At 67.1% G+C, this 12,905-nt stretch carries 22 protein-coding genes and 4 pseudogenes; 4 read left to right on the plus strand and 22 right to left on the minus strand.

The features are described 5' to 3' along the window. Positions 1-17: 17 nt before the first annotated feature. The 5 genes and pseudogenes from E6W36_RS01835 to arsC form a co-directional block, all read right to left on the minus strand. A complete protein-coding gene (locus tag E6W36_RS01835) occupies positions 18-491 on the minus strand; it encodes a lytic transglycosylase domain-containing protein (RefSeq protein ID WP_425459666.1) in 474 nt (157 codons plus the stop codon). 161 nt (positions 492-652) lie between these two features. Then, positions 653-1,135: a S26 family signal peptidase gene (locus E6W36_RS01840; protein ID WP_246047978.1), complete on the minus strand. Its 483-nt coding sequence runs from the start codon at positions 1,133-1,135 to the stop codon at positions 653-655. Positions 1,136-1,556: 421 nt separating this feature from the next. Beyond that, complete coding sequence (locus E6W36_RS22755) at positions 1,557-1,751, minus strand: DUF736 family protein (RefSeq protein ID WP_425459755.1); 195 nt, start codon at positions 1,749-1,751, stop codon at positions 1,557-1,559. After that, positions 1,744-1,875, minus strand: a pseudogene (locus E6W36_RS22760) (DUF736 family protein); the annotation flags it as partial. The pseudogene E6W36_RS22760 and the gene E6W36_RS22755, both read right to left, overlap by 8 nt. A gap of 475 nt (positions 1,876-2,350) precedes the next feature. Further along, a complete protein-coding gene (gene arsC, locus E6W36_RS01850) occupies positions 2,351-2,758 on the minus strand; it encodes an arsenate reductase (glutaredoxin) (protein WP_222873567.1) in 408 nt (135 codons plus the stop codon). 50 nt (positions 2,759-2,808) lie between these two features. Here arsC and E6W36_RS21475 point away from each other — a divergent pair, with 50 nt between their 5' ends. Further along, a complete protein-coding gene (locus E6W36_RS21475) occupies positions 2,809-2,937 on the plus strand; it encodes a hypothetical protein (RefSeq protein ID WP_342776923.1) in 129 nt (42 codons plus the stop codon). Between the two features lie 62 nt (positions 2,938-2,999). Here the strand turns inward: E6W36_RS21475 and E6W36_RS21480 are convergent. From E6W36_RS21480 to E6W36_RS01870, 5 genes and pseudogenes are all read right to left on the minus strand, one after another. After that, a pseudogene (locus tag E6W36_RS21480) lies at positions 3,000-3,251 on the minus strand (aquaporin); the annotation flags it as partial. A 5-nt stretch (positions 3,252-3,256) separates the two neighbouring features. Next, a complete protein-coding gene (locus tag E6W36_RS21485) occupies positions 3,257-3,412 on the minus strand; it encodes a hypothetical protein (RefSeq protein WP_342776754.1) in 156 nt (51 codons plus the stop codon). Then, the gene (gene arsN2 / locus E6W36_RS01860) at positions 3,409-3,846 is read right to left on the minus strand and encodes an arsenic resistance N-acetyltransferase ArsN2 (protein ID WP_222873568.1); all 438 of its coding nucleotides are present in this window, start codon (positions 3,844-3,846) and stop codon (positions 3,409-3,411) included. The genes E6W36_RS21485 and arsN2 overlap by 4 nt, the downstream gene beginning before the upstream one ends. Then, positions 3,831-4,166: an ArsR/SmtB family transcription factor gene (locus tag E6W36_RS01865; protein ID WP_222873569.1), complete on the minus strand. Its 336-nt coding sequence runs from the start codon at positions 4,164-4,166 to the stop codon at positions 3,831-3,833. Before E6W36_RS01865 ends, arsN2 begins: the two co-directional genes overlap by 16 nt. Beyond that, positions 4,166-4,525, minus strand: coding sequence for a VOC family protein (locus E6W36_RS01870; RefSeq protein ID WP_246047980.1), 360 nt, complete (start codon positions 4,523-4,525; stop codon positions 4,166-4,168). The genes E6W36_RS01865 and E6W36_RS01870 overlap by 1 nt, the downstream gene beginning before the upstream one ends. A gap of 319 nt (positions 4,526-4,844) precedes the next feature. Here E6W36_RS01870 and E6W36_RS01875 point away from each other — a divergent pair, with 319 nt between their 5' ends. Next, entirely contained in the window at positions 4,845-5,135 is a 291-nt protein-coding gene (locus E6W36_RS01875) for a hypothetical protein (RefSeq protein WP_222873570.1), read from the plus strand. A gap of 105 nt (positions 5,136-5,240) precedes the next feature. On the opposite strand, the gene E6W36_RS21490 is transcribed toward E6W36_RS01875, so the two are convergent. The 10 genes and pseudogenes from E6W36_RS21490 to E6W36_RS01900 all read right to left on the minus strand — a co-directional run bounded on the left by E6W36_RS21490 (position 5,241) and on the right by E6W36_RS01900 (position 10,440). Further along, positions 5,241-6,005, minus strand: a complete 765-nt coding sequence (locus E6W36_RS21490; RefSeq protein WP_342776755.1) for a hypothetical protein — start codon at positions 6,003-6,005, stop codon at positions 5,241-5,243. Positions 6,006-6,022: 17 nt separating this feature from the next. Then, complete coding sequence (locus tag E6W36_RS21495) at positions 6,023-6,190, minus strand: hypothetical protein (protein ID WP_342776756.1); 168 nt, start codon at positions 6,188-6,190, stop codon at positions 6,023-6,025. Positions 6,191-6,195: 5 nt separating this feature from the next. Then, on the minus strand, positions 6,196-6,609 hold the full coding sequence (locus tag E6W36_RS21500; protein WP_342776757.1) for a hypothetical protein: 414 nt from the start codon (positions 6,607-6,609) through the stop codon (positions 6,196-6,198). Continuing rightward, on the minus strand, positions 6,588-6,911 hold the full coding sequence (locus tag E6W36_RS21505; RefSeq protein ID WP_342776758.1) for a hypothetical protein: 324 nt from the start codon (positions 6,909-6,911) through the stop codon (positions 6,588-6,590). The genes E6W36_RS21500 and E6W36_RS21505 overlap by 22 nt, the downstream gene beginning before the upstream one ends. After that, positions 6,890-7,396, minus strand: a complete 507-nt coding sequence (locus E6W36_RS21510; RefSeq protein ID WP_342776759.1) for a ParB/RepB/Spo0J family partition protein — start codon at positions 7,394-7,396, stop codon at positions 6,890-6,892. The genes E6W36_RS21505 and E6W36_RS21510 overlap by 22 nt, the downstream gene beginning before the upstream one ends. Next, on the minus strand, positions 7,335-7,832 hold the full coding sequence (locus E6W36_RS21515; protein ID WP_342776760.1) for a hypothetical protein: 498 nt from the start codon (positions 7,830-7,832) through the stop codon (positions 7,335-7,337). The genes E6W36_RS21510 and E6W36_RS21515 overlap by 62 nt, the downstream gene beginning before the upstream one ends. Next, a pseudogene (locus tag E6W36_RS01890) lies at positions 7,804-8,738 on the minus strand (ArdC family protein). The gene E6W36_RS21515 and the pseudogene E6W36_RS01890 overlap by 29 nt, the downstream one beginning before the upstream one ends. A 650-nt stretch (positions 8,739-9,388) precedes the next feature. Beyond that, positions 9,389-9,820 (minus strand): GDCCVxC domain-containing (seleno)protein, encoded by a 432-nt coding sequence (locus tag E6W36_RS22765; protein WP_425459667.1) that lies wholly within the window; start codon positions 9,818-9,820, stop codon positions 9,389-9,391. Further along, positions 9,738-10,061: a heavy-metal-associated domain-containing protein gene (locus E6W36_RS01895; protein WP_222873572.1), complete on the minus strand. Its 324-nt coding sequence runs from the start codon at positions 10,059-10,061 to the stop codon at positions 9,738-9,740. The genes E6W36_RS22765 and E6W36_RS01895 overlap by 83 nt, the downstream gene beginning before the upstream one ends. Positions 10,062-10,101: 40 nt before the next feature. Beyond that, positions 10,102-10,440: a mercuric transporter MerT family protein gene (locus E6W36_RS01900; RefSeq protein WP_222873573.1), complete on the minus strand. Its 339-nt coding sequence runs from the start codon at positions 10,438-10,440 to the stop codon at positions 10,102-10,104. A 99-nt stretch (positions 10,441-10,539) separates the two neighbouring features. On the opposite strand from E6W36_RS01900, the pseudogene E6W36_RS21520 reads away from it, so the two are divergent. After that, positions 10,540-10,692: pseudogene (locus E6W36_RS21520) on the plus strand (MerR family DNA-binding transcriptional regulator); the annotation flags it as partial. Positions 10,693-10,964: 272 nt separating this feature from the next. Here E6W36_RS21520 and E6W36_RS01910 read toward each other — a convergent pair. Then, positions 10,965-11,498 carry a DUF2285 domain-containing protein gene (locus E6W36_RS01910; protein WP_222873574.1) on the minus strand — a complete coding sequence of 178 codons (534 nt, stop codon included), beginning with the start codon at positions 11,496-11,498 and terminating at the stop codon, positions 10,965-10,967. After that, positions 11,444-11,872: a transcriptional regulator domain-containing protein gene (locus E6W36_RS01915; protein WP_222873575.1), complete on the minus strand. Its 429-nt coding sequence runs from the start codon at positions 11,870-11,872 to the stop codon at positions 11,444-11,446. Before E6W36_RS01915 ends, E6W36_RS01910 begins: the two co-directional genes overlap by 55 nt. 252 nt (positions 11,873-12,124) lie before the next feature. Between E6W36_RS01915 and E6W36_RS01920 the strand changes: the two genes are divergently transcribed. After that, positions 12,125-12,868: a LuxR family transcriptional regulator gene (locus E6W36_RS01920; protein WP_222874368.1), complete on the plus strand. Its 744-nt coding sequence runs from the start codon at positions 12,125-12,127 to the stop codon at positions 12,866-12,868. The last annotated feature ends 37 nt before the right edge of the window (positions 12,869-12,905 follow it).

The following is a 12,905-nucleotide window of genomic DNA, read 5'->3' on the forward strand; positions in this document are numbered from 1 at the left end:
CCAACCCCGCCCGACAATCATCGCTCTCGTGGTATCGACCCACTCGACAGCGTGACGAAGATGCTGCTCGGGCGCGGTGCAGCCGGTGCGCCGGTTGGCATCGAAGACGTTCGCATGACGAAGAATAGCGGCGTGTTCGGCGGCAGGGCCAATTGCGGTTTTGCGGCTGTCTCGCCGGCCACGGTCGCCAGATAGAAGCGCGTTTCCGGCGGCAGCGGATCGCCGGTCGCAAGATGCTCGGCATAGCGACCCGGCCCGGCATTGTAGGCCGCGAACAGGCCGGGATAACCGAACCGATCATACATTGCCCGAAGGTAGCAGGTGCCCGCGAGGATATTGTCGCGCGGATCGTGCGGATAGATGCCGAGCGCCAGTCGGTCGCGCATCATCGCCCAAGTCGCGGGCATCAGCTGCATTAGCCCCATCGCCCCGGCCCGGCTGACGATCGGACGGCCACCCAGCATCGTCAAACCCGCGCTTTCGGCGCGCATCACCCGCTCGATCCATGCGACCGGCAGCGCGCAGCGCCGCCGCGGCGTCGGTGAACGGCCGCCAGCGCGTCACTGCGTCGGGCATGATCGGAGCAGCGACCGCCAGCGCCGCGGCGACGACGAACGGCATCACCATGTCCATAAAGCCCGCGCCCGGCCGATCACGTCGCGGCGCGCGCTGACTCGAAATAGCGCCCGTCGAACGACGCCGGATTGTCGGTCATCAACAGCATAAGCTGGTTCGCGCCGAGCCGGATGCAGCCGTTCCACCACGGCATCGCCCGGCCGCGCGTATCGACCTTGAGCCGCGCGGCAACCGCTCGTCCATCGACGAACACGCGGCTGCCGCGCGCGCATACGCGGTCGCCCGGAACGGCGGCGATGCGCTTGACCAATGGGACGTTGGCCGGAAGGTAATGACGGCTGGCGGCGAGCGCGCGATAAGGCTCGGCCAGCCGCGCGATCACCATGTCATCCTTGGCGATGCGCCCCACGCCGCCGATACCATAGAGGCCGATCGGCGCGCTGGCGCTGGCGTTCCAGACCAGGATTGGGCGCGGTGGCCGGGCAATCGTGAGGAAGATGCCGACGCCGAGCGATATGAGCGCGACGGCGGGGACGATGCGGCGGCACCGCCGCGTCAAGCGAGCGCGGACGCGCGAGGAGTGCGATTACCCATTGCCGCTCTCCCCAGCGACCAGGCGTCGAGATCGTCGATATGGTAGCGGACATGGCGGCAGTGGCGGCGGAAGCGCGGTCCCGTGCCGCCCGTTCGATGCTCCTGCAATGTCGGGTCGAGACCCCGAGATAATGCGCGGCTTGCTCGGGACTGAGGAAGGGCGAACCCTTCAGCGCCCGCGATGCGCGGGCGTTCTCGTCGTCATCGTCGTGGGTCATCCTGGCCTCGCTCGCTATGGGGCGCGGCTTGGCGCCGCGCATCGCGGCGATCCAAATGAACGACAAGAAATGGCCGAGGGAGGGTCGAAATCGACTATAGGCGATTCCGACCCCCGGCCGAATGACCGAAACGGCACCCGCGCTTGGGGGCGCGGGTGCCGCCGGCGATCAGTCGGCGGGGTTCCAGATGATCGCGAAGGCGTCGTCGTCATCCTGCCCGGCAGCGCGGCCGAGATTGGCGTAGAGTCGGCGCGGCCCGAACTCGGGAGCGGCGAGGCTCAGCGAGACGTACTCGTTGCCCGGATTCGCTGACGCGGTTCCACCCGGCGCCGACCTCGACCCCGCCCGCCATGACGCGATAATCGGGCTGGCGGTCGCCCGACTTGCGGGTGTTCGGGATGATCTCGACCGGCGTCTGGATCGACAGGGTCTTGAGCTGGCCCTTGAAGCCGTTTCCGTCGCGGCTGACATATCCGATGGCTGGCATTGTTCGTCTCCTTGATTGGTCGCCCGAACCGTTTCCGGACGATGGCGCGACCGGGAGGACGGCCGAACCGCGCGCGCGAACCGCAGGCCGAAGCGACAGCGGAGGACCGGAGCGGCGGGCTGATTTGCAGCGCAGCGGCCGCGAGGAGCGCCGGCACGGCGCGGGGAAATCAGTTCGATCGCGATGGTTTCGCGCGCGCGGTGGCTGTCCAGGTCATGCGCTCAAGACGCCGGAACGAGTGCGGAGCGATCCTTATGGAGACACTGAACAGACAGCACGGATCGGCATGGCGCGCACGACGCGGCGAAAGAATAGCGCCGCCGACATGCGCACGAGCTTCCTCTCACCACCCGCAACGCGACCGCGCAGAGTCTTGATCGCGGGCTGGTGCGGGCAGGTTGGCCAGTCAGGATCGGTTGCGTCCGAGGCTTTGTCTCGATGATGCGCCCGAAGCGCGGGAGGACCGCGTCGGTGCCTAATCTCGGACGATCTCGCCGTCCTCCTTGGTGAAGACGTCCGGTGTGCGATCGAGCAGATCAAGCACCGTTTCTGACGGGCGGCAGAGCTTCGCGCCCTTCGGCGTGACGACGATCGGTCGGTTCACGAGGATCGGATGCGCGATCATAGCGTCGATGATCGTGTCGTCATCGATTGACGGATCGAGCAACCCGAGGTCGGCTGCGGGCGTGCCCTTCTCGCGCATCACGTCGCGAGGCGCGGCGCCCATTGCGCCGAAAAGTGCGTCGAGCTTTGCTCGCGTCCATCCGGCCTTGCGATATTCGATGATCGTCGGCGCATATCCGGCCGCTTCGATCATCGCGAGCGTGTTGCGCGACGTCCCGCAGTCGGGGTTGTGATAGATGGTGATCGCGAACGCGCTCATGGCGAGGCCTCCTCTCGATAGAGCCAGACGAACAGGGGACGGCGGCAATCGTGCCCGCCACTTGCGCGGCGACGAACAGTGGCACCGACGCGGCGGCGATGCCGGCGAAGGTGTTCGACAGGCTGCGCGCGACCGTCACAGCGGGATTGGCGAACGAGGTCGATGCGGTGAACCAGTAGGCAGACGTGATGTAAAGACCGACCGCCATCGGCGTATCATCGGGCCGCCGCGCTTGCGTGGCGAAGATGGTTGCGATGAGGCCGAACGTCGCGACGAACTCGGCGAATCCCATCGCCGCGCCGGACCTGAACTTGGTCGATAGCTGCACGATCGGCTCGGCGAACATGGCATGAGCGATCCAAACTCCGACGATCGCACCCGCCACCTGCGCCACCGTGTAAAGCGCCGCCGTGCGCGTGTCGGTCTGGCGCCGGAGCAGGACCGCGAGCGTCACCGCCGGGTTGAAATGCGCGCCGGACACGGGGCCGAACATTTGGATCAGCACGACCAGGCCAGCCCCGTCGCGATCGTGTTGCCGAGCAATGCGATCGCATCGTTGCCGTTGGCCAGGCGCTCGCCCATGATGCCCGACCCGATGACGATGGCGAGCAACAGTGCCGTGCCGAGGAACTCGGCGACCAGTTTGCGCGTCACAGGGTGCGCGCCATCAACGTCGCCGATGCCGGACACACCGATGCGAACTGGCCGCACCGGCGAATGGCATCGGGTGCGGTCGATCGCTCGGCGGTTTGCCAGCCGAGGCGATCGAAGAACCCGGAAGCGTCGGTCGTAAGGAGCCATAGTCGATCGACTCCGGCGCGCTTGGCCTCATGCTCGAGCGCGGCGACGATGCGCGCGCCAATACCGGCACGGCGCGACCCTGCTGGCACGACGATCGAGCGCAGCAACCGATCGGCACCGATGCCGGCGATCCCGCCAAAGGCGATGCTCGCGCCCTCGGCGATCAGCGCAAAATAGCACGCATCGTCATCGGCAAGGTCGCCGACCGGCAGACCGGCGCGTTGCAAGGCGTCGCGAAACGCCGGATCTTCGGCACCGACCGGCGCAAGCGTCACGGCGCGCAGCACGCAGCAGCATCGGCGAGCGACCCGCAGATTTCGGGACGCCCGGCGCAGCAATCGGCGACGAGAAAGGCGAGCAGATCGCGCATCCCGTCATAGTCTGCCGAATAAATGACCGATCGGCCGTCGCGGCGGGAGCGGATCAGGCTGGCGTGCCCCAGGATGGTCAGATGCGTCGAAAGCGTGTTCGGCAGCACGCCGACCTCGCGCGCGATTTCGCCCGCCGGAAGGCCGTCAGCGCCAGCCCGCACGAGTAGGCGAAAGACGGCCAGGCGGTGTCCGTGCGCAAGTGCCGACAGCGCCTCGACCGCGGTGGGGAGCTGCATCAGCAACACGCCGCCTTGGCCGGTTGCGGCGCGCCGCAACACGCGCTCGCGGTCGGATCGGGCATGGCTTCGTCCTCGCCATATTCGGTCGCGTCGCCGTGCGTGAAGAAGGTTTCCCAACGGACGCCGGCGGTGTCCGTCACCCACGACTTGTCGGACTTCGCGTAGCAGCACGTCGTCGATTCCTGATCGAACGTGGTCGATCCGGCGACTTTGAGGCGGGTAGCGAGTTCGCTGAGTTCGTCGGCGCTATCGACCTGAATGCCGACATGATCGACGCCGTTGGCGCGCGCGCGCGACGAGATCGCGAGATTGACGCGCGGATCGTCGAGCATCCATTTGGCGTAATCGTCCTTCACGACGACCGGGGCGCATCGAACAATGCGCCGTAGAAGGCGATGGCCTGTTCGATGTTCGGCACACTGACGTGCAAGTGCATCCGTTTCATATGAGCTCCTTCGATTCGATAGTTCGTGTATTATCGAATCGAAGGCGATGCAACTGGCTTTGTCCGGCGTCCGAGCCGGTGCAGCAGACTCGTCCGTGCAGCGTCGCGAATGCCGAGCGTTCACGTCCGCGAAGCGAAGCTGCGCCATCAAGCGTTTCAAAAGACGCCGGATTCTGCTATGATCGTCGCCCCAAAATACGGGTCGGATGAGCAACGGCGGAGCCAGGAACATGCACGGCAGAACGGTCGTTATCGCGCTGTTGGCGCTTGTCATCGGGTTCGCGGCAGGCTTCGCGTTGCGCCCGTCGCTCGCGCCACCAAGCCAAGGGGCGGCCATCGGCACAGGTGCGGTCGCCGCGCCACGCGCGACCCAGTATTTCGCCGCCCATCTCGACGAAGCGCACAAGGTCGTCGCCGCTTGCGCGGCGGGCGCGGTGCGCGGCGACGAATGTGCCAATGCGGGCGATGCGGTGACGACCGCCGACGCCAAGGCGCGGACTCGGAAATTCCTGGATCATTGACCCGTCAGCCGGTCAGGCGAAGCGGCGGCACCAGAAAATCCGCCGCGTCGAAATTGGCGATGATCGCTTCATAGGAACCAAGCGTCTCCGCCGTGTGGCGACCGATCAGCACATTATCGTCGTCGCTCGCGGCATAATATTGAGATCGCCACCGCCGGTGAACACGACGCGCACGGCATCGAACGCACCGAGACACGCCCCCGACCAGCGCGCGAAGGGCAACCGATGCACGATGCAGAACGCTTCGAGATCGTCAAATCGGCCCCACGCGACCTCGTTAGCCATCAAGCGCAACGCATCGTTTTCGGGGAGGTCGGACGCATCGAACCCGGTGCAGTCCCATTCGGTCGAAAGTCCTTCGTCACGGATCGTCTCGATAAAGGCGTCGAGCAAACTGGCGGGCAGAGTGCCGCCGATGGTGATCGGGGCCTGGCAACGATCGGCCATTGTCTTTCTCCTTGTCTGAAATCCCGCGCCGCGAGGCCGTTCACGGCCGAGCGGCGCGGCCGATTTTGAGGGTTCGGGCGATGCGGGCGGCGTCGCCGCCGCACACTCACTCACGCGGCAAGCCGTTCCGGCTCCGCCAGTGCCGCCGCGCCGGGGTCGCGGGGTCCGGCTCGTCGTCGGCCCCGGCACCGCTCTGGCGCGCCGCCGCGACCAAGGCGCTGGCCTTGACCGTGCCGACCCGCCCCGCGCGGTGTAGCCGGACGGCGGAAACGCCATCCATTTGGGCACCCAGCCCTCGACCTTGGCGCGCCCGTTCGCGCCCGCCAGATGGTCGGCGACGATGGCCTTCATCGTCTTGGTCTTTTCGCCCCCATTGGCCTGGGCGATGGTTTCCCCGGCGACCTCGGCGACGATCCGCGTCAACACTTCCCTGTCGCGGATCAGCTCGAAAAGGCCGGGTCGGCTTGCCAGTAGCGCGCCATGTCCACCCCGATCTGCAAGCCCGTCGCCTCGACGACGGCGGACCCGGCGAACAGCGTCTCGCCCATGACGATGGCGACCACCTCCATGACCACGGCGTCGGGCAGTTCGAGCAAGCGCAGGAACACGCCGGTCAGCCCGTATTCGTCGCCATTGCCCTTGGTGACGGTGGGGTGTCCTCATCGAACCCGAGAACGCCAAGCACCGCACGGCGGCGCTCATCGAAGTCGGCTTCGGCCTTGCACGTCTCGACGCTCTCGCGGACGCCCTCGTTGCGGGTCGATTGCGCTTCGATCCTGACGCCCCACAGCGGCGATCCGGCGATCACGTGCGCCACCATCAAGCGCAGCACGACCTGCGGGAACCCGGTCAGCGCGGCGCGGACGGCGGCGTGGCGATGCAGGTCGATATAGGTCTGCATCGTGCTCGTCACTTCGGGGCGCGCGGGTTTGGCGGGCGCGTCCGCCTGACCGCCACGCTCGATGCGCCGCGCCTCGGCGCGGGTCACATAGCCTTCATGGACCGTCACCTCGCCGCGCGCCGACACGTCGAGATAGACGCGCCCGCCCTTCCTTTGGCGGCGCGTTCGTGCTCCCAATAATGGAACTGCTCGTTCGGCCCGACGATCACCGCGTCGCTCCACCCGGCATCGAGATACGCGACGCGCTTGGCGTCGATCGCTGCGTTCTGCGCGGTCCAGAACGCATCGGCATCGGCGAAATAGCGGTCGTCCTCGAACAGATTGCCGACGATGTGACCCGGATAACTGTCGAGGTCGAACAGCGCGTGGCGGACGCTGATCGACTGTCCGCCGAACAGCCACGCCTTCAATTGGTGGCCGGTGGGCACGTATTCGGATTGCGGATCGTCGAACAGCGCCAGCCACGCCTTTGCTGGCTTTTGGTCGCCAGCGTCAGGTGCCGCACGGTCGCGCCGTCGATCTTCTCGGCGCGGTAGAGGTCGCGGATGCGCGGCAACAGATTGCCGAGCGCGAGGATGCGCTTGACGGTCAAGTCGGGCAATCCGAACGTCGCGGCGATCTCGTCGGGCTTCCGACCCTCCTTGACCAATCGCACGAAGCTCTCCCACTGCGTCACCTCGTCGGGATCGAGCCGCGCCATGTTCTCGATCATCGAGGCTTCAATGGCGTCGGCGTCGTCGCCGTCATCGAGGATCGCGCACGGCAGCGGGCCGTGGTCGATCCCCTCGGCGCGGACCACGCCATCGGCGGTCCAGCGGCGATACCCGGCGACGATCTCGAAGCCGCCATTGTCATTGGCGGTCGCGCAGTTGGGCCGCACGATCAGCGGCTGGATGATGCCGCGCTTGCGCACGGTCGGCAGGATGTCGGACACGTCGGGCCTTCTTGGCGTAGCGCATATTGGCCTTGCTGACCGACAGCTTGTCATGGGCAATAAAATCGAGTTTCATCGTCTGGCTCCTTGTGAGCGCCGGTCCCGTTTTCCGTCCAAGGGGCGGGACCGGCTTGCGATGCGGCGAAACGCGCCGCGCGTCAGCCGCCGCCGGGGTCCGGCGGCGGAAGCTGGTCAAACAGGGAAAGCTGACGCCGAGCGGCCAAGTCGAACAGGCCGTGATCGCAGGGGCGTTGCGGCTTTTGGGTTGCATCGGCGCGGCGGCGCGCCACGCCAGCCGGTCGCCGGGCATGATCGGCACGACGCCGGGAACCAAGGTCTGCTCACCCGTTTCGGTCGGCTCGACCGCGAGCGGGCGCGCAATTCGCTCATGCCGCCGCGTCCAGCGCGGCGGCATCGCGGAGCCGCAACAGATAGTCCGCCGCCTTGCTGGCGGCGGAGGCGGCGCGGAAGATCGCACGGTTGTCGGCGCGCAGCACGGCGAGCCAATTGCCGACATAATCGGCGTGGCGGACGGTCGGGACGATGCCGAGCGCCGCGCATAGGAACGCGCTCCCCATCTCGGCGGCGAGTTCTTCGCGCGCATAGGCAGCACTGCCGAACCCGCCCGACTGGTCGCGCCCAAGCCGCGAGCCGTGGCCGGTCCAATGGGTCAGCTCGTGAAGCGCGGTGCGATAATAGTCGATCTGGTGGAAGAAGGCGGGCTGCGGCGGGACTGCCACGAAGTCGAGGCCGGGCGAATAAAACGCGTCGCCGCCGCCGATACGGAAGTCCGCGCCCGATGCCGCGATCACCGCTTCGCCGACCGGCACGATCTCGCGGTCGGGAAGCGGCACGGGGTCGTCGGCGAGGCCGGGTCGCAGCCCCTCGCACTGCGCGACGTTGAACACGGTGAAGCGTTTGAGGAACGGGATCGCGCGGGCATCGTCCTCGTCGCGCGCGGCGCGCTCGGCCTCGCCCTTGGGAATGAAGCGGTCGGCGAACACGACGCCGGTGCCGCGTTCGCCCTTGCGGACGCAGCCGCCCGCCGCTTGCGCCTGCTTGAAGGTCAGCCACGATTGCGAGGGTAGGCATCGGCGATGACCGCGCCCCACAATATCAGCACGTTGACGCCCGAATAGCTGCGTCCGGTCAGCGCGTTGCGCGGAAGCCCGACACCGCTCGTCGCCCCACCCCACGGCTGCACCCACGGCCGCCGCCCCGCCTCCAGTTCGGCGATGACGCGCGCCGTTACCTCGTCGTAAAGGCTCACGCGGGTGTCCGCGCTGTCGGTTGGTCCCGAACGCCGGTTGTGGGTCGCCATCGCAAGCCTCAAGCACCGCCCAAAAACACAGCCTCCCCGGAAGCGGGGGTGGGCGGCGAAGCGACCGAAGAGGCCCGCATCGAGCGGCGGGCGGCACCCATGGGGGCGTAACGATAGTGGAGCAGCCGGAGCGAAGCGCAGGCTTGCCGCGCGCCGTGGCGGGCCTAGCAGGGAGCGCCGCCCAACCGGGAGAGGCAACCAACACGCCGCCGCGCCAGCGGCGACCGCAGCCAATCAGCGGCGCCAGCCGCGCACCAAAACCAGGCACCCCGGCGGCGCGCGCGGACAAAGGTGCAGGGTCGGGCTTCGCAGGGCAGGACGGCAGTTGTCGTCCGGCCGCGAAACCGGGCGCACCGACCCGCGCGCAAAGCCGGAGCGCCGCGGGGCCTAACCTAACGCCGCACCCTGACCGGGGCGCGCGAGCGGACCGGCAGTGTGCGTCGACAGCCCCGCACCACCAGGGTCAGCGCATCGCTGACCCACGCAAGCGATCGTCACCGCCAGGCCGAGACCGCTCGCGGGCTCGGTGGCGAGGCCCGCCGAGCCATAGAGCGCGGCCGCGCGCGACCAGCGCGCGGGGCGCTGGCAGGACGGAAATTGACCCGCATCGCCCAACAAGAGTCAAGTCGTCGCTATCCGTACAAAGCGGCTCACGGTTCCCTCCGGCGATCTCCGACAGCCTTCAGGAAGCGAGGGCCGCCGCAATCGACGCAGGTCCTCGCCGACCTACCCGGAAGCGCCCGCCTGACAACAAGCGGCGGAACCTGTCGCGCGCGCCTCCTGAATCGGCGGACAGGGAATTGTGCCGAACGAGCAAAACACGCAGCAATCCCCGCCTTCGGACGGAGCACCGAACGACAGCCCTTGCAGTCATAGAAGAACTGGCAGGCGTTGGTCGGCATCGTCTCTGTTTCGACATGTCCGCACTTCGGGCACGTCAGCGTGGACCGCAATTCCATCGACGACCCCTTGACTTGCCCAGCCCGGGCGACGGCCTGATCAGCCACCGCTGAGCTGCGCCGGATAACCGATATCGGTCGACGCCGCCGCGATCTTGGCCGGTGTTGCGATCGAGGCGTCATACGTCACCGTCGCGGTCTTGGCGGTGAAGTCGATCTTGACCGCCTTGACACCCGCCACCCGGCTCATCGCGGTTTTCACGGTGATCGGGCAGGTCGGACAGGTCATGTTCCTGATCGCGAATGTCCTGGTCTGCTCGCTCGCCGGTGCGGCGACGGCCACGCCGGTCGGCGCAACGGCCATGGCTGCGAAGCCGGCAATGCCGGCGAGTCCTGCAACGGCGACGGTCAGCGGGCGTCTCATAGCACTTCTCCTAGTAGAACAGGGGCCCACCATTGCAGCGTCATGGCGAGCACGATGATGATCGTCGCGGCCCATAGCACCGACATGGTGAAGCGCGCCGACTCCGGACGGGCGCAATAGCTGCCTTCGACACAATCGGGCTTGCGCCGACGATAGACGTGCCAGAAGCCCCCGCGAGGAGCGCCAGCGTCACCAGCACGAAAAAGAGTTTGTAGGGTTCGAGCGCGGTGAGGCTGCCGATCCAGGCGCCTGACACGCCCAGCGTTACCAGCACGAGCGGAACGACGCAGCAGGACGATGCCAGCACGGCGCCGATCAGCCCGCCCGTCGCCAACCAGTGGCTGCGGCCCGGTCCCATGCGCGTTGCATCCGAACGCATATCGTCCCTTCGTGTCTTTGCCATCGTTCTTCGCTATCGATATCGGCCTCACCTGCATGTAAGGTCTGTAGTGGCTACAGGTTCAAGAGGTTATTCTCGATGCCGTTCACGACCGCTGACCATCCCCTCAAGCGGGGCGCGCTTGCCAAGCGCTTCGGGTGCAACATCGAGACGATCCGATACTATGAAACGATCGCGCTGCTCGACGAGCCCGGGCGCACCGCCAGCGGACATCGGGTCTATGCGCCGAAGGACCAAGCCCGGCTCGGCTTCATCCTGCGCGCGCGCGAACTCGGCTTTTCGGTCAGGAGCTGCGCAGCCTGCTCGGTCTGTCGGATTCGCACGCATATACGTGCGGCGAGGTGCTCGCGGTCACCGAGCGTCACGTGGCTGACGTGGCAAGGAAGATCGCCGACCTAAAACGCCTCGAACGCACGCTCGCCGGCATCTCGGCAGGTTGCACCGGGGCGCGGTTCCGGAGTGCCCGATCATGGATGCGCTGTCTGCGGCGGCGTGACCGGCCGCTATTGCCATCCCGTCGGCGAATTTGCGGTGAGGTCGTGCGTCGTGCCGGCTCCGATCAATCCAAACCGCCTCGACCGATAAAGTCGCCAGCCGCGCCGCTTGCGGGTCGCGGCATCAGTTTTCGGCCGCGTCCCCAGCAACAGCGAACGATAACCGCCCTGTGCCATGACCGTGGCATCGTGGATCAGCCGGCGTGTGCGCGATCGCAGCGAATCGGACGGGCTCGACCATTCGCGCGCCACGCGCTCCTCGCCGAACAGCGCGCACGCGATCTCGCGCTGGCTGGCGCCGGCGGCCAAGGCATCGTGCACGCGCAGCAGCACCACCGAGCGATCCATGCCGCGCTCGGCCGGGAACAATGACGCGGCAAACCGGCGATGGCGGCAGAGATGGAGTAACCGGCGCAGCGGCAGCACCCTGGACATCGCGCTGGCGATGCCGTGCAGCCGATAGGCGAAGACGACCGGCGCACCGCCGGCTAGCGTGCCCGCATCGAGGTCGATGCGGATATGATGCCAGCCGTCCGACAACACCGCATGCTCGACCCCTGCGCATCGGCCGCCACCGTCAGCCAGGGCGCGAGCATATTCGGATCGACGCCATCGGGATCGTCCGCATCGGTGGGCAAGGCGACGACGTGGAGTGTCCCCGGGTCAAGATCGGCGCGCCAGATGATCCGGGCCTCGGGTGCAGCGAGGTCCGGGCATTCCGCGAAAGTGAATCCCCATTGTGCGGGGTCGTCGATCGTCGGCAGAACGCCGCGCGTCGCCGTGCTGGCGCGCGTGTACCAGGCGACATAGCCGGGGACGCGCCGCAACCACTCCCACATCAACCCGGCGCGGTCGATCCCGCGCAACCGGGCATAATCGTCCCCGTTGCGCCAATCGGGGCCGTGCGGCGCCGTCACGTCAATCGACCCCGCGGCAGCGCAGCGAACAACATCCGTTTTGGCGGTTTCGGGCACCACAATATATTTGCAATATATTGGACTTGCGGCGGCCCGTGTGGCACAATCGACGTTCGTAACTTTCTGTAAAGTTACGGGTATTCGAGAGTTGTCCGCCGGTGGCGTGAGAAACCGCGAGCGGACGAAAGAGGGCGATCACGGGAGCTGCGGCGGCTTGAGCGCCGCCTGTGATCGGGTCGGTGCCCCGTGGGCATGCGTTCGACTGCGCAGGCGTTCGTTGCGCGCGTCACTACTGTTTCCAACGCCGACGATCTCGACGATGCTTTGCGCGCGATCAGCGCCGAGATGGGGTTTCAGCATTACGCGCTGTCGCACCACGTCGACATCGTGAAGGCCGGCGGCAAGGCGATCCGGCTGCACGATTATCCCGCCCGCTGGGCCGATTATTACGACGCCAACATCCTCGGCGTGTCCGACCCGGTGCACCGCGCTAGCCACGTCACCAGCGTCGGGTTTCGCTGGTCGCACATTCCACGCATGATCGCGCTCACCGCGCGCGACCGCCGGACGCTGGCACTCGGCGGCGAGCAGGGCATCGGCGATGGCTATACGATCCCCGCCAATGTCCCCGGCGAGGCGCGCGGATCGTGTTCGTTCGCCAACCAGGCCGGCCACTCGGTGCCCGAGGCGATGCTGCCGCTGGCGCAGCTGGCCGGCGCGTTCGCGTTCGAGGCGGCGCGGCGGCTCTGGTCGGTGCGCGATTTCGAACCTGACCCGACGCCGACGCTGACCGATCGCCAGCGCGACTGCGCGCTGTGGGCGGCGCGCGGCAAGAGCGACTGGGAGACGAGCCGGATCCTTGGGCTTAGCGAAGAGACCGTTGCCCGCCATATCAGGCAGGGGTGCGAACGCTACGGGGTGAACAAACGGACATTGCTGGCGATCCGGGCATTGTTCGACGGAACGCTGACGTTCACCGATATCTTCCGCCGCTGATATACCCCTTTTCCGGTATATCGCCGCACCCGGCTTC

The sequence above is a fragment of the Hankyongella ginsenosidimutans genome, assembly GCF_005144965.1.
GTDB lineage: Bacteria > Pseudomonadota > Alphaproteobacteria > Sphingomonadales > Sphingomonadaceae > Hankyongella > Hankyongella ginsenosidimutans.

What these genes read in the sequence shown, in the direction of transcription:
- E6W36_RS01835 (WP_425459666.1), bottom strand. Translation starts at nt 491, where the DNA reads ATGCGCGCCGAAAGCGCGGGTTTGACGATGCTGGGTGGCCGTCCGATC.
- arsC (WP_222873567.1), bottom strand. Translation starts at nt 2,758, where the DNA reads ATGAGCGCGTTCGCGATCACCATCTATCACAACCCCGACTGCGGGACG.
- E6W36_RS01865 (WP_222873569.1), bottom strand. Translation starts at nt 4,166, where the DNA reads ATGCAGCTCCCCACCGCGGTCGAGGCGCTGTCGGCACTTGCGCACGGA.
- E6W36_RS01875 (WP_222873570.1), top strand. Translation starts at nt 4,845, where the DNA reads ATGCACGGCAGAACGGTCGTTATCGCGCTGTTGGCGCTTGTCATCGGG.
- E6W36_RS21515 (WP_342776760.1), bottom strand. Translation starts at nt 7,832, where the DNA reads ATGCCGCCGCGCTGGACGCGGCGGCATGAGCGAATTGCGCGCCCGCTC.
- E6W36_RS22765 (WP_425459667.1), bottom strand. Translation starts at nt 9,820, where the DNA reads ATGACGCCTCGATCGCAACACCGGCCAAGATCGCGGCGGCGTCGACCG.
- E6W36_RS01895 (WP_222873572.1), bottom strand. Translation starts at nt 10,061, where the DNA reads ATGAGACGCCCGCTGACCGTCGCCGTTGCAGGACTCGCCGGCATTGCC.
- E6W36_RS01900 (WP_222873573.1), bottom strand. Translation starts at nt 10,440, where the DNA reads ATGCGTTCGGATGCAACGCGCATGGGACCGGGCCGCAGCCACTGGTTG.
- E6W36_RS01920 (WP_222874368.1), top strand. Translation starts at nt 12,125, where the DNA reads ATGCGTTCGACTGCGCAGGCGTTCGTTGCGCGCGTCACTACTGTTTCC.